Here is a 13167-nt window from a genome sequence, read left to right as displayed (position 1 = left end):
CGTTTCCGGCACCCACACCGCGCGGAAACAGGGTTAGGTGAAAGCCATGATCGAAGTGACCCTGCTCGGCACCGGCAGCCCGATCCCCGACGCTCGGCGCGCGGGCCCGTCGACGCTCGTGCGCGCCGGCGACCAGACCTTCCTGGTGGACTGCGGGCGTGGAGTGTTGATGCGCACCGCGGCGTTGGGCATCGGCGCCAACGCCATCAGCGCGCTGCTGCTGACCCATCTGCACAGTGACCACATCGCCGACCTCGGTGACGTGCTGATCAGCCGATGGGTGTCCAACTTCGCCCCCAACCAGCCGCCGCTGCCGATCATCGGCCCGCCGGGCACCGCCGAGGTCGTCGAGAACACGCTCAAGGCGTTCGGCCCCGACATCGGGTACCGCATCGCCCACCACGCTGATCTGACGGCGCCTCCGCCTGTCGAAGTCGAGGAGGTCACCGACGGTGTGGTGTGGGGACGCGACGGCGTCGCGATCACTGTCGCTCCCACCGACCACCGGCCGGTCGCCCCCACCATCGGCTTCCGTGTCGAGCACAACGGCGCATCGGTGGTCCTCGCCGGTGACACGGTGCCATGCCCCACCCTCGACGCGCTGGCCGCCGGCGCGGGCGCTCTGGTTCACACCGTGATTCGCAAAGATCTCGTCGAAGCGATGCCGATGCAGCGCATCCGCGACATCTGCGACTACCACTCCACCGTCGAGCAGGCTGCCGACACCGCAGCCCGCGCCGGGGTGGGCATCCTGATCCTGACCCACTACGTCCCGCCGATCGCGCCGGGACAGGAAGACCAGTGGCGGGCGTTGGCGGCCACCGTGTTCGACCGCCAGATCGAGATCGGCGAGGACCTGCACCGGGTGGAGGTCCACCCCGGCGTGTGCGCCCGCCAGGGCTGACCCCCGGGTCCCACACCCGGGGTTCCCCGACGATCAGGCCAGCCTGGTGATCTCCACGACGACGTCCAGATCGGTGGACCCCTCACCGGAGTAGATACCTTTCAGCGGGGTCACGTCGGCGTAGTCGCGGCCGACCCCGACGCTGATGTACTGCTCGTTGATGTCGGTGTTGTTGGTCGGGTCGTAATGCCACCACTCGCCCGTCCAGGCCTGGATCCAGGCGTGGCTCTGCCCGTCGACGGTGTCGCCGACCTTGGCGTTGCGCTTGGGGTGCAGATACCCCGAGACGTACCTCGAGGGGATTCCCATGCCGCGCAACAGCATCAACGTCAAATGGGCGAAGTCCTGGCAGACTCCCTTGCCTTCACGCAGCGCGTCCACACCCGAGGTGTGCACGCCGGTGGTGCCCGGCACGTACTTGAGTTCGTCGCGCACCCAGCTCACCGCCTCGATGACGGCCTGCGCCGGTTCGTGATACTTCGCGATCCGGCGACCCACCCGCTCGATTCGCTTGCTCGCCGGCACGTAGTGGGTGGGAGCGAGCACCTCGTCGTACTTGTCGACGACCGCTTCGGTGTCGAGATCCTCCCAGCTGATGTCGATCTCGGAGTATTCCGGCTTCTCGGTTTCCACCACCGACGACGCGATGACCTCGAGTTCGGTGTGCGGGGCGTGCAGATCGAACGACGTCACCGCCGTGCCCCAGTAGTCCACGTACCGGTACGACCTCGTTGCCGGCGCGGTTTCGACTCGGTTGAGGATGACGTTCTGGCGGTTGTCCGACCGCGGCGTCAGCCGCGCCTCGTTGAACGAGGCGGTGACCGGCGACTTGTAGGCATAGCCCGTCGCGTGCACCACACGCATCCGCCACATCTCTAGATCTCCCCTTCTTCGATCACCAACGCGTTGCGACCGGCGTCGGTCCACGCCACCCACGGCGCGGAATGGAAGTACTGCAGCGCCAACGCCTCTCCGACGTCGAAACAGGTCTGCTGCAACCCGGCCAGGCGGGTCTCCAGCGAATCGAGGATCACGCCCGGCTGCAGGAACTCCAGCTCGCTGCGCGCGCGGCCGAGGAGTCGCTGGGCCTCGTCGGTCGCCCCCAGTCGACCGTGCGGACGGTTGAGCAGTTCGTCGAGGCTGTGCTCGGCCAACTTCAGGGAGTGGAAGATCGAGCGCGGGAAGAGCCGGTCGAGCAGCATGAATTCGACCACCCTGGCGGCATCCAACGCTCCCCGGTAGGTCCGCAGATACGTGTCGTGCGCACCGGCACAACGCAGTAGCGTCACCCACGCCGGGGACGACGCCGTGTCACCGACCCGCGACAACAGCAGACGCACCGTCATGTCCACCCGCTCGATGGCTCGACCCAGGACCATGAAGCGGTAGCCGTCGTCACGGCTGAGCGTCGAGTCCGCCAGCCCGGCGAACATCGCCGCGCGTCCTTCCACGAAGGACAAGAACTCGTGCGGGCCCAGCCGCTTGGCGGCGCGTTCGCGTTCAGCCAGCGCGTTGTACGTGGTGTTCAGGCACTCCCAGATCTCACCGGACGTGACTTCCCTTGCCCCCCGGGCGTTCTCACGAGCAGCGGAGATTGCCTCGACGATCGAGCAGCCACCGTAGGTGTCCCGGCTGAACGCCACGATGTCGGTCAGTGACCACACGTCGAGGTCGTCGTCGGGTGGTTCGATGCCCAGTACCCGCAACAGCGTGCGGGAGGCCTGATCGGGATCGACGCTGGAATCCTCGAGCAGCTGATGCACCGTCACATCCAGAATGCGGGCGGTGTCATCGGCGCGTTCGACATAGCGCCCGATCCAGTAGAGCGACTCTGCGTTGCGTGCCAACATGGTCATCCACCCCCTCTACTGCTGTTGCTGCTGCCGCAGCTGGTTCTGCTGCTGCTGCTGTTGCTGATTCGAGTTGTCCGAGCTCTCCGCCTTGCCGTTCTTGTTCGCCGCCTTCGGCGCCGTCTTGGCGGCTTTCGCACTGCCGGACTTACCCGACGTCGGCAGCGCACGCACCACCTCATCACCGGCCAGTTCCCGATCGGCGCCCGACGTGCGCGAGGCCAGCACCCAGGTGTCCTTCGATCCGCCGCCCTGGCTGGAGTTCACGACCAGCGAGCCCTCGGGCAACGCGACACGCGTCAGCCCGCCCGGCAGCACCCACACGTCGTCGCCATCATTGACGGCGAACGGGCGCAGGTCGACATGGCGGGGCGCCAGGTGGTTGTCGACCTGGGTGGGGACCGTGGACAGCTGCATCACAGGCTGGGCGATCCAGCCGCGCGGATCGTTGATGATCTTCTTGGTGATCGTGGCCAGTTCCTTCTCCGACGCGTCGGGACCGAACACGATGCCGTATCCGCCGGAACCCTCCACCGGCTTGATCACCAGTTCGTCGATGCGGTCGAGCACTTCCTCGCGCTCCTCGTCGAGCCAGCACCGGAACGTGTCGACGTTGGCCAGCAGCGGCTTCTCGCCCAGGTAGTACTCGATGATCGTCGGGACATAGGTGTAGACCAGCTTGTCGTCACCGACGCCGTTGCCGACCGCGCTGGAGATCACCACATTGCCCGCGCGCGCGGCGTTGAGGATGCCGGCCACCCCGAGCACCGAATCGGGCTTGAACTGCATCGGATCGAGGAAGTCGTCGTCGATGCGGCGATAGATCACGTCGACCTGACGCTCACCCTCGGTGGTGCGCATGTACACCGTGTTGTCACGGCAGAACAGGTCGCGGCCCTCGACCAGTTCGACGCCCATCTGGCGCGCCAGCAGCGAATGCTCGAAGTACGCCGAGTTGTACACGCCCGGGGTCAGCACGACGACCGTGGGATCGGCGACATTGCTGGCCGCGGCATTGCGCAGCGCGCGCAGCAGGTGCGACGAGTAGTCCCCGACCGCGCGCACCCGATGGGTGGCGAACAGGTTGGGGAACACCCGCGCCATCGTGCGGCGGTTCTCCATGACGTAGGAGACCCCCGACGGGGAGCGCAGGTTGTCCTCGAGCACCCGGAAATTGCCCTGGTCGTCGCGGATCAGGTCGATGCCCGCCACGTGGATGCGCACCCCGTTGGGCGGGGCGATTCCGACTGCTTCGCGATGGAAATGCTCACAGGAGGTGATCAGCCGACGCGGGATGACACCGTCACGCAGGATTTCCTGCTCGCCGTAGATGTCGTCGAGGTACATCTCCAGCGCTTGCACCCGCTGGCGGATCCCGCGCTCCAACCGGGTCCACTCCGCGGCCGAGATCACCCGCGGCACGAGGTCCAGCGGGAACGGGCGTTCCTGGCCGGACAGCGAGAACGTGATGCCCTGGTCGATGAAGGCGCGCCCCAGCGCCTCGGCCCGAGCCTCGAGTTCGGAGGCGTCCGACGGCGCCAGTTCGGAGTGAATGCCCTTGTAGGGGGCGCGGACGCTGCCCTGACCGTCGAACATCTCGTCGAAGGCCTGGTCGTACGAGCCGAGTTTGTTGTATCCACCGAAGACGCCATCGTGCCGCTTCACCGGTTTGGAGTTACTGCGTGCGATTCGTGCCGTCTCCGTCGCCAAGTGTCCTCTGCTCCTCCCTCGCGCTGCCCTGAACGCACAGACTGCCATGCTGCAACATTTCCGCCGTTTCGGCAGGCCACTAGGTCTCGCTTTGGGAGATTTCTGGCTCGCTGGTAACCTGAACAGTCGCTGCCCGCACCGGGCGCCCCCTGACTCAAGCAAACCCAGTCGAGATTTATGTAAGGAATACACGCGTGGCCAACATCAAGTCGCAGGAGAAGCGGATCCGCACCAACGAGCGCCGCCGTCTGCGCAACAAGTCGGTGAAGTCCTCACTTCACACGGCCGTGCGTGGGTTCCGTCAGGCCGTCGAGTCCGGTGACAAGGACAAGGCCGGCGAGCTGCTGGCCTCGACCAACCGCAAGCTCGACAAGGCCGCCAGCAAGGGTGTCATCCACCGCAACCAGGCGGCCAACCGCAAGTCGGCGCTGGCCCAGGCCTACAACAAGATCTAGGTCGTCGAGATCGTCGTCGAGATCTAGGTCGTTTCGTCGGTCTCGACGAGCTTGCGGAGTCTGTCGATTCTGCGGTCCCACTGCCGCGACAGCTGGTCCAGATAGTCCACCACGTCGGAGAGCGTCGTGGTACGCACATTCCAGATCCGTTCCCGTCCGCGCTTGGAGCTGTCGACCACCCCTGTCGACTCGAGAAGTCGCAGATGTTTGGCGGCGGCCTGCCGAGTGGCTGGAATCGCCGCGGCGAGTGTCGACGTCGAGGACGGTCCGCCGGCACAGAGCCGGGCGACGATCCGTAGCCGGTTGGGATCTCCGAGCGCGTCGAAGATCCTGGCCGCGAGTGCCGGATCCGATTGGATGGTCACGCCCACCGGGCCTCCGTGACGTAGCGGGCCACCATCGTCAATTGCGCCGACCAGCCTTCGCTGTTGTCGTCGAACGCCGAGCTGCGTCTGTCGGGCGGCAGAGCGTCGAAACCCGACTCGACGATCCGTAGCAGAACACCGTCGTCGGTGTCGTCGAGCGTGAACTCGACCAGTGTGGTCAGGTCAGCGAACTCCGGGTCGGGTATCGGGTTCCACCGGAACGCGAACCGGCGAGGCGGTTCCATCGCGACGATGTGCAAGACACAGGGCACTCCCGCATACGGACGCTGTTGCTCCGCGATCTCGGGGTCGACCTCGGTAGGCGCCATCACGGCGTGCACCGTCTGACCGGCGACGAACGGGCCGTCCACCGACATTCCGAACCACCTGCCGAACTCGGCGGAATCGCTGATCGCCCGCCATACCCTCGGTAATGCGGCCCTCAGTGTGGCGCTCTTCTCGATGCGATCCGACGACATACGCAACCTCCTGGTTGCCAATCACGCTAAGGTCATGCGGAGCTAAATGCAACCATTCGGTTGCACGTTTAGTTGCGGACGGAGAGGCTCGACAGCCAACGAGCCGGGGCCGATCAGTCGCTCACAAGCTCGGTGCCGATCAGTCGCTCACAAGCTCCGTGCCGATCAGTCGCTCACAAGCTCCGTGCCGATCAGTCGCTCACGAGCTCGGTGCCGATCAGTCGCTCACGAGCTCCGCGACCCTCCGGACCGCGTTCTCCAGCGCATAGTCGGCATCAGCGGCCGCACCCTTGACGTCAGCGTTCAGCTGCGCCACCAGGCGGACCGCCTCGGCGACCGAATCCCGCGACCATCGGCGCGCCTGCTTCTGCGCTTTCTGCACCCGCCACGGTGGCATACCCAGTTCACCGGCCAACCGGTAGGCGTCACCGGACAGCGGGCCCACCCGGGCAATGGTGTGCACGGCCTCGGCGAGTGCGTCGGCGAGCACCACGTGCGGTTCGCCGCCGATCATCGCCCAGCGCAGCGCCTCGGCCGCTCCCGCCACGTCGCCGACCACCGCACGGTCAGCGATCTCGAAACCTTTCACCTCGGCGCGGCCCGAGTGATACCGGCGTACGGCTGCAGCGTCGACCTGGCCATCGGTGTCGGCGACCAGCTGCGAGCAGGCCGATGCCAACTCGCGGATGTCGGAGCCGATCGCTTCGATCACGGCGGCGACGGTGTCATCGCCGACCTTGACGCGCAGCGCACGAAACTCGTTGCGCACGAAGTCAGCTCGTTCTGTCGCCTTGGTGAGCCGAGCGCACGGGTGCACCTCGGCCCCCAGCTTCGTGAGCTTGTCGGCCAGCGCCTTGGCCCGCCCGCCCCCGGAGTGGACCACGACCAGCAGCGTGCCCGGCGGCAGATCCGCGGCGGCGGATTCGATGACCCCGACCGCCTCCTTACCGGCTTCGGCGGCTGATTCCAGCACGACCACGCGCTCATCGGCGAACAACGACGGGCTCAACAGCTCGGCGAGCTCACTGACGCTCACCTCCCCGGCCCGCAGGCGATCGACGGGGACGTCGGCCGTGCCCGCAGCTGCGCGCGCCTGCCGCAACACCGCACCGACAGCACGCTCCACCAGCAGTTCCTCGTCGCCGAGGATCAGGTGCAGTCCGGTTACAGTGTCCGTCGCTGGGCTCACCGCACGATGGTGTCACGCCGCGGTGACACCGCCCAATGCCACGTCGCGGCAACCGCGGCTACCGCGATCGCAACGGTCACCACCCCGGGCACGCCCGACAGAACCGGCACCGCTGCAGCGGGCATCTCGGCGGCGTAGCGCGCCACGGTGAGCAGCCACCACACCGGCGGCTCGGTGCACCGGATCAGTAGCTGCGCCCCCGCCGGCCACAGCGGACACAAGGCCGCCGCCGCGGTACCGAGCACAGTGATGGGCGGTATGACCGGTGCCACGAGCAAGTTCGCCGCCACCCCCACCAGGCTCACCGATCCGGACAATCCCGCCACCAGCGGCGCGGTGACCAGCTGCGCCGACAGCGCCACACTGACCGCGTCGGCCAGTGGTCGTGGCCAGCCCCGCCCGCTCAACCGGCGCGACCACACCGGCGCCAACACCACCAGCGCGGCGGTCGCCGACACCGACAGCGCAAAACCGGCGTCGACGGCCAGTTCCGGCGCGGCGACCATGAGCCCCACGACGGTGGCCGCCAACGCGGGCAACACCTGACGCCGGCGCCGCGTCACGACCGCCAGCAGGGTGATTGCCGCCATCACCGCCGCCCGCAGCACGCTGGCCGACGGCTGGACCACGATCACGAAACCCAGCAGCGCCACGGCGGCCAGCAGCACCGCGATCCGCGGACCCACCAGCGCCGCCGACAACAGCACCGCGCCGCACACGATCGTGACGTTGGCGCCCGACACGGCGGTCAGATGTGTCAGACCCGCGACCCGGAACTGGGCCGTGACCGAGGCGGGCACGGCCGACGTGTCTCCGAGCACCAACGCCGGCAGCACCGCGGCCTGGTCGGTGTCCAGCACCAGCCGCGCCGCCTGCGCGAACACGGCACGGATCCGGTGTGCGACCTGGTGCACCGGCGCCGGTTGGCCCCGCGTCGGGGGGCCTCGGGCGGCCAGCACCGCGACCGTCAGGTCACGTCTCGTCGGGGGACTGACACCGGTGCGGAACGCAGCGGGTTGACCGACCACCAGGTCCGCGTACCCCGATCCCGACGCGAACACCACGACCCGGCCACCAGATCGAGCGCCGTCCAGCTGCAGCAGCGTCGCGCGGAACATCGTCCGGCCACCGGTGAGGATTCGCGGGGTCTCCGTCGGGGCGACGATGACAGTGGTGGATCTGCCGAAGTACTGGGTCACCGGATGGGCTCGTACATGATCGGCCCGCAGACCCACTGCGACGGCGAAACCGAACCCCACCATCGTCACGGCTGCAGCGCCGGCGGCGACTGAGCGCAGGTCCGGATTCCTGCGGCGGTCCCGGCGCGCCGCCCACCACCCTGTTGTGGCGGTGATTCCCACCGCGGCAGCGGCCGCGAGAAGCGCACCGCGCCAGGACCAGCAGATACCCGAAGCAGTCACCGCCCAGCTCGTCAGCGCCGCCGGGACCAGCCGCAGATCGACGAGAGTCATCCCACGAGCACGAGGTCGCGCAGTTTGGCCAACCGGACCGGGCCGATGCCGTCGACCTCGCCGAGTTGATCGACGCTGGTGAAGCGGCCGTTGCTGTCGCGCCATGACACGATGGCCGCCGCGGTGACCGGACCGATGCCCGGCAGCGTGTCGAGCTGCTCCACCGTGGCCGTGTTCAGATCGACCGGCGCCGTCGGACCACCCGGCGCTGCCGATGCCGGCGGGCCCGCGGCGGCGGCGCCGGCAGCGCTGTCTGCGCCGGCGACGACCGAGCTGCCCATCTCGGTCGGCTGGCCCGGGAGCGCACCGATTCCGACCACGATCTGTTCACCGTCGGCGACCCTCCTGGCCATGTTCAGGCCGAGCATGTCGGCGCCGTCGAGAGCGCCGCCGGCTGCATCGAGCGCATCAGCGATGCGTGCGCCCGGCTCGAGGGTGACCAGACCCGGGGTGTGCACCAACCCGACGACACTGACCACGACGGGCTCGGCGGCTTCGGGCGCCGGCATCGCGGCCGCCGACGACGCCGGCTCCACGGGCGGCAGCTTGGCCGACACGACCGCCGGCGAACGGTCCCCCACCAGCGTCAGCACCGTCACCAGGACGGCGACCGCGCCGACCGCGCCGAGCGCCACGATGCCGGCGCGGCCCGGATCCGCCCGGATACGGGCCAGCCATGCCGCGGGACCCGCGGCGGGCGGCGAGTCCGGCAGCCACCGCGTCAGGGACGCATCGGGGTCGTCCTCGCCGTCGTCACCCACGGTGGCGTCGGAATCGTCGGCGCCCAAGCGCCGGCGCAAGCGATCGGCGGGCAGTTCGGTCGGCATGCCGCTGACGCTAGGTCCGGCGTGCGACCCCTACGCCGCGATACCTCGTCGCACTGCTCAACCTGGGGATGAACTCGGCTTTGGGGACGGCGGTGGCTAGCATTGCCGCATATGAACCGTCGAGCCCCGATGATCGCCGGTATCGCGTTCGCGGTGCTCTACGCGGCGGCGGTGGTGGTGCTGCATGCGCTGCCCGGATCCGACCCCGGTGTGCTGCGCGTGCAGGCGCTGCTGCTGATCTTCGCCGCCCTGGCGCTGGCAGTTCTGCTCGCCTTCGCCCGCGACCAGCTCGGTGGCCCACCCGCGCACCTGTTCACGATCGGGTCGACGCTGCTGGTGGCACAGATGTGCGTGGCGATCTGGTTCACCGGCGGGGCGTCGCTCCGCCCGAACCAGGTGCCCGCCGAGACCGCCCTGGCCATCGAGGACGTCAGGTTCTTCTGGCTCCCGACCGCCACCATCGCCGCCATCTGCGTCGCGGTCCCGATCCTGTTGTGGGCCAACGAAGACCGCCTCCCGCGCTGGCTCGGCACCGGCGCCGCGATCTTCACGGTCGAGCAGCTCATCGAAACCATCACGATCATCGGACCGCCCGGCAGCTTCATCTCCCCCGGCGGCCCGATGAACCACTATCTGGGCGGCACATTGACGGCCGCGTTCTTCCTGGGGCTCGGGATCGCCTTGTCCCAGCAGGGCGACCGGTCCATCGAGCCCGCCACGTCGGCAGAACCCGGCACCGCCGACGAAGGTCCCGAACCCGAACCCGCCGACGCCGCCGAACCGGAAGCCGCCACCGAACCCGTAGGAGAGCGATGACCCTGCCTCGATTGGTACCCCGCTCGACAACCGACCCGACAGCCGGGACCGACCTGCGGCACGAGGTACGTCGGTTCGTCGCCGACCAGCTGGCCGCCGGCGCGTTCACCCCGTCGATCGACGGATGGTTGTGCGGATGGGACGAGAAGTTCACCGCGGCGCTGGCCGCACAGGGCTGGCTCGGCATGACGGTGCCGGTCGAATACGGCGGGCACGGCCGGTCGTTTCTGGACCGATTCGTCGTCACCGAGGAGCTGCTGGCCGCCGGCGCCCCGATGGCCGCGCACTGGTTCGCCGACCGCCAGGTGGTCCCGTCACTGCTGAAGTACGGCACCGAGAACCAGCGCAGGGAGTTCCTGCCCAAGATCGTCGCCGGCGAGTGTTTCTTCGCGATCGGGATGAGCGAACCCGATTCGGGCTCGGACCTGGCCAGCGTGCGCACCCGCGCCGAGCGTGTCGACGGTGGCTGGTCGCTGACCGGGACCAAGGTGTGGACCTCAGGGGCCCATCATGCGCACGCGTTCATCGCGCTGGCCCGCACCGCCGCGGTCGACCCGGCACACCGTCACGCCGGGCTGAGCCAGTTCATCGTCGATCTGCGCGGAGCGGGCGTCGAGATCCGGCCGATCATCTCGATGACCGGTGCCCACCACTTCAACGAGGTGATCCTCGACGGTGCGTTCGTCCCCGACGAGATGGTGTTCGGGGAGATCGGCGCCGGCTGGCAGCAGGTCACGTCGGAGCTGGCCTACGAACGCAGCGGCCCCGAGCGGGTGCTGTCGACGTTCGCCGTGCTCGACGCCTGCGCCGCACACGTAGCGGCTGGGCAGATTCCGCGCGATCCCGACCTCGGCCGGTTGGTGGCCCGGGTCGCGGGCCTGCACCAGATGTCTTCCGCGGTCGCCGGCGCCCTCGAACGACACGAACCCGCCGATGTCCCCGCCGCGGTCGTCAAGGTGCTCGGCACCACCACCGAAGGCGACATCGCCGAGTTCGCCCACCTCAACGACGACGGCACCGCCGGCGCGTCATTCTCCGAGCTCGCCGCCGCGGCGGTCGATCAACGCCCCGGCTTCACGTTGCGCGGGGGCACGAACGAAGTGCTGCACGGTGTGATCGCACGGGGATTGGGACTGCGATGACGATGACTGACGTCGATCCGGCCCTGACGGACATGATGGATGCGGTGTTCGCCGAGTACGCCGCGCCGGAACGGCCGGCCGAGGTGGCGCTCGACGCCGACCTGTGGCGCCGGCTCGACGACCTCGGCCTGGTCCGGCTCACCGGTTCCGAGGAGTCCGGTGGGAGCGGGGCCGGTTGGCACGAGGCCGCCGAGCTGCTGTCCGCCGCCGTACGCCACGGGGTCCGAATCCCGTTGGCAGAGCATGACCTTCTGGCCTGTTGGCTGTTGCAGGCGGCGGGGTTGCCCACCGACGCCGCAGTGCGCACCGTGGCGGTGGTCGACGAGCGGGGCACGGCGACGGGTGTGCCGTGGGCGTCGCAGGCCCAGCGGATGGTCGTGGTGCACCCCACCGGCGACGGGCACGCTGTCTGCGATGTCAGTGCCGACCAGATGACGCTCACCGCCGGCGCCAACATGATCGGCGAACCGCGCGACACCGTCGCCGTCGACGTCGCCGCACTCGAGGGTGCGCCGATCTCCGAGGATCTGGTGTCGCAGCTGCGACTGAAGTCCGCGATGGTCCGCTCCATCCAGGTCTGCGCGGCCCTGGACCAGGCGTTGGCCTTGTGCATCGAGCATGCGACATCCCGCGAGCAGTTCGGCCGCCCGCTGGCGAAATTCCAAGCGGTGCAACACCTCATCTCCGACGTCGCCGGGGAGGCGGCACTGGCGCGTTCGGCGACCGAGGCGGCGCTGGCGGCCGCTGTCGGTGCGGACTGGGCCGGCGGGCACGTCGAATTCCTGGTGGCGTCCGCGCGCTCGTGCACCGGCCATGCCGCGTCGGTGGTGGTGCGCAACGCCCATCAGGTCCTCGGCGCGATCGGCACCACCCGCGAGCATCGGCTGCACGAGTACACCCGCGCCGCGCTGTCCTGGCGCGCAGAGTTCGGATCGGTGCGGTACTGGGACGACCAGGTCACCGACATGGCGGTACGCGCCGGCGCCGGCGGACTCTGGAGCCTGATCTGCCCCTGAGCTCGGCGCGCCACCACCTCAACGCACGACCACGTCAACGCGGGACCCCCTCAACGCAGGGCTGCCTCAACGCAGGGCTGCCTCAGCGCAGGACTGCCTCAGCGCACGACTGCCTCAACGCACGACGACGGTGCTCGGCACCCGTGGCGCGCCGAGCATCTGCCGGTGCGACGGCGGCGTGCGTCCACCGCTGTCGGTGATTCCGTAGCGGTCGGCGAGTTCGGCGCCGATCAGCGTCTGCCCGCTCAGCTCGACCAATGCCGGATCGCTGAACAGCGCGTCGATGACCCGGCCGGTGAACTCCGGCGTCTCGGCCTGCTCGGCGAAGCGTTCGAGCGCGTCGGGGTTGCCGTCGAACGCCGACCGGAGCTTGTCGGTCAACAGGATGCCCATCCAGATCGACACCGTCGCCACCGTGGTGTCACGGAAGTCCACTGCCATGTCGGCAGCCATCTTGTCGGCGCCTGCTTTCTGCGCGCCGTAGGCGGGGCCGTGCATGTAGCACACCGAGCCCGGCGACGAGGTGAACACGATCAGGCCGCGGGGCCGCTCGAGCAGCAGCGGTGCGGCGTGCCAGGCCGCGACGTACGACGACCGCAGACCCACATCGAGAACGTCGGCCAGCTCGCGCGGTTTCTGCCAGAACGGCTTGGCCGACACCAGGTCGTCAGAGATGGCGGCGGCGTTGTTCACCAGTAGATCCAGCCGTCCGCGCTCGGCGGCGACGCGGTCGAACAGCCTGCCGACGGCGTCGTCGTCCCGGTGGTCGAGCTGAACTCCGGTCCCCCAGCCCTGGTCGTCGACGACGGTTCGGCCCGTGCCGTACACCTGCCACCCGCGGTCGGCGAGTGCGGTCGCGATGCCGCGTCCGGCCCCGCGGCTGGCTCCGGTCACGACGGCAACCGGTGCGGTGTCACCCATCAGGCCACCATAGAGGCGGTA

14 protein-coding genes are annotated in these 13167 nt (G+C 68.8%); 5 read left to right on the top strand and 9 right to left on the bottom strand.

The features are described 5' to 3' along the window. The first annotated feature begins 46 nt into the window (after nt 1-46). Nucleotides 47-904, top strand: a complete 858-nt coding sequence (locus tag ACEWX3_RS11085; RefSeq protein WP_207069181.1) for a ribonuclease Z — start codon at nt 47-49, stop codon at nt 902-904. A 33-nt stretch (nt 905-937) separates the two neighbouring features. Here the strand turns inward: ACEWX3_RS11085 and ACEWX3_RS11080 are convergent, their stop codons facing one another. From ACEWX3_RS11080 to ACEWX3_RS11070, 3 genes are read right to left on the bottom strand one after another with little or no spacing between them, the layout of a single operon-like run. Next, nucleotides 938-1777 (bottom strand): transglutaminase family protein, encoded by an 840-nt coding sequence (locus ACEWX3_RS11080; protein ID WP_207069180.1) that lies wholly within the window; start codon nt 1775-1777, stop codon nt 938-940. 2 nt (nt 1778-1779) lie between these two features. Then, a complete protein-coding gene (locus ACEWX3_RS11075) occupies nt 1780-2754 on the bottom strand; it encodes an alpha-E domain-containing protein (protein WP_221360297.1) in 975 nt (324 codons plus the stop codon). 15 nt (nt 2755-2769) lie between these two features. Further along, entirely contained in the window at nt 2770-4512 is a 1743-nt protein-coding gene (locus tag ACEWX3_RS11070; protein ID WP_374159430.1) for a circularly permuted type 2 ATP-grasp protein, read from the bottom strand. A gap of 146 nt (nt 4513-4658) precedes the next feature. Between ACEWX3_RS11070 and rpsT the strand changes: the two genes are divergently transcribed. Continuing rightward, complete coding sequence (rpsT, locus tag ACEWX3_RS11065) at nt 4659-4919, top strand: 30S ribosomal protein S20 (protein ID WP_207069178.1); 261 nt, start codon at nt 4659-4661, stop codon at nt 4917-4919. A gap of 23 nt (nt 4920-4942) precedes the next feature. Here the strand turns inward: rpsT and ACEWX3_RS11060 are convergent, their stop codons facing one another. The 5 genes from ACEWX3_RS11060 to ACEWX3_RS11040 all read right to left on the bottom strand — a co-directional run bounded on the left by ACEWX3_RS11060 (nt 4943) and on the right by ACEWX3_RS11040 (nt 9251). Then, nucleotides 4943-5278, bottom strand: a complete 336-nt coding sequence (locus tag ACEWX3_RS11060; protein WP_207069203.1) for a metalloregulator ArsR/SmtB family transcription factor — start codon at nt 5276-5278, stop codon at nt 4943-4945. A gap of 2 nt (nt 5279-5280) precedes the next feature. Then, nucleotides 5281-5763 carry an SRPBCC family protein gene (locus tag ACEWX3_RS11055; RefSeq protein WP_207069177.1) on the bottom strand — a complete coding sequence of 161 codons (483 nt, stop codon included), beginning with the start codon at nt 5761-5763 and terminating at the stop codon, nt 5281-5283. Between the two features lie 217 nt (nt 5764-5980). After that, nucleotides 5981-6922, bottom strand: a complete 942-nt coding sequence (gene holA / locus ACEWX3_RS11050; protein WP_374159833.1) for a DNA polymerase III subunit delta — start codon at nt 6920-6922, stop codon at nt 5981-5983. A gap of 26 nt (nt 6923-6948) precedes the next feature. Further along, nucleotides 6949-8424 (bottom strand): ComEC/Rec2 family competence protein, encoded by a 1476-nt coding sequence (locus tag ACEWX3_RS11045; RefSeq protein ID WP_374159429.1) that lies wholly within the window; start codon nt 8422-8424, stop codon nt 6949-6951. Continuing rightward, a complete protein-coding gene (locus tag ACEWX3_RS11040; protein WP_374159428.1) occupies nt 8421-9251 on the bottom strand; it encodes a ComEA family DNA-binding protein in 831 nt (276 codons plus the stop codon). Before ACEWX3_RS11040 ends, ACEWX3_RS11045 begins: the two co-directional genes overlap by 4 nt. 111 nt (nt 9252-9362) lie before the next feature. On the opposite strand from ACEWX3_RS11040, the gene ACEWX3_RS11035 reads away from it, so the two are divergent. The 3 genes from ACEWX3_RS11035 to ACEWX3_RS11025 are packed head-to-tail and all read left to right on the top strand — an operon-like array spanning nt 9363 to nt 12225. Then, nucleotides 9363-10067, top strand: coding sequence for a hypothetical protein (locus ACEWX3_RS11035; RefSeq protein WP_374159427.1), 705 nt, complete (start codon nt 9363-9365; stop codon nt 10065-10067). After that, on the top strand, nt 10064-11209 hold the full coding sequence (locus ACEWX3_RS11030) for an acyl-CoA dehydrogenase family protein (RefSeq protein WP_207069174.1): 1146 nt from the start codon (nt 10064-10066) through the stop codon (nt 11207-11209). The genes ACEWX3_RS11035 and ACEWX3_RS11030 overlap by 4 nt, the downstream gene beginning before the upstream one ends. Beyond that, a complete protein-coding gene (locus ACEWX3_RS11025) occupies nt 11206-12225 on the top strand; it encodes an acyl-CoA dehydrogenase family protein (RefSeq protein WP_374159426.1) in 1020 nt (339 codons plus the stop codon). The genes ACEWX3_RS11030 and ACEWX3_RS11025 overlap by 4 nt, the downstream gene beginning before the upstream one ends. A gap of 114 nt (nt 12226-12339) precedes the next feature. Here the strand turns inward: ACEWX3_RS11025 and ACEWX3_RS11020 are convergent, their stop codons facing one another. After that, a complete protein-coding gene (locus ACEWX3_RS11020; RefSeq protein ID WP_207069172.1) occupies nt 12340-13146 on the bottom strand; it encodes an SDR family NAD(P)-dependent oxidoreductase in 807 nt (268 codons plus the stop codon). Between the last annotated feature and the right edge of the window lie 21 nt (nt 13147-13167).

It is taken from the genome of Mycobacterium sp. G7A2, from assembly GCF_041902445.1.
Classification (GTDB): Bacteria; Actinomycetota; Actinomycetes; order Mycobacteriales; family Mycobacteriaceae; genus Mycobacterium.
Note: the sequence above shows the minus strand (reverse complement) of the source record. Positions and strands in the feature narration are given on the sequence as shown.